Raw genomic sequence first — 877 nt, forward strand, 5'->3', positions numbered from 1 at the left:
AAGAGGGTGAAAGTCCCGTAAACGAAATTGCGACTTCTCCGATTGAGAAGAGTACGGCGAGGCAAGTGGAACCTTGTCGGAAGAGGGGAGGACCATCTCCCAAGGCTAAATACTACCTAGTGACCGATAGTGAACCAGTACCGTGAGGGAAAGGTGAAAAGCACCCCGGAAGGGGAGTGAAATAGAACCTGAAACCGTAAGCCTACAAACAGTCGGAGCACTATTCGGTCGTTGGTCGTCAGTGGTCAGTAGTCGGATTAGGGTTAGAATTTAGGGTTTTGAGTAACCCGGAAGGAAGACCCGAGAGTCCGGCGACTGATTACCGACGACTGACGACTGAAGTGTGACGGCGTACTTTTTGTAGAACGGGCCAGCGAGTTACTGTTGCAGGCAAGGTTAAGGGAGCGATCCCGGAGCCGCAGCGAAAGCGAGTCTTAACCGGCGCCATAGTCTGCAGTAGTAGACCCGAAACCGAGTGACCTACCCATGTCCAGGGTGAAGCGCCAGTAAAATGTCGTGGAGGCCCGAACCGACCGTCGTTGAAAAGGCGGCGGATGAGGTGTGGGTAGAGGTGAAATGCCAATCGAACTCGGAAATAGCTGGTTCTCCCCGAAATAGCTTTAGGGCTAGCCTCGGGTTATAGAGAGACGGGGGTAGAGCACTGGTTGGGCTAGGGGCCTTCACCGGTTACCGAACCCATTCAAACTCCGAATACCGTTTTCTCGTTACCCGGGAGTCAGACTACGGGTGCTAAGATTCGTGGTCAAAAGGGAAACAGCCCAGACCGTCAGCTAAGGTCCCCAAGTTAGACTAAGTGGAAAAGGATGTGGAGCTGCACAAACAGCCAGGATGTTGGCTTAGAAGCAGCCACCATTTA

The 877-nt window shown here is 53.0% G+C and carries 1 rRNA gene (only partly in view); it reads left to right on the forward strand.

From position 1 onward, the window contains the following. A 23S ribosomal RNA gene (locus tag RDU83_14025) occupies positions 1-877 on the forward strand (its annotated part extends 316 nt beyond the left edge of the window); the annotation flags it as partial.

The sequence above is a fragment of the bacterium genome (assembly GCA_031082185.1).
GTDB lineage: Bacteria > Sysuimicrobiota > Sysuimicrobiia > Sysuimicrobiales > Humicultoraceae > VGFA01.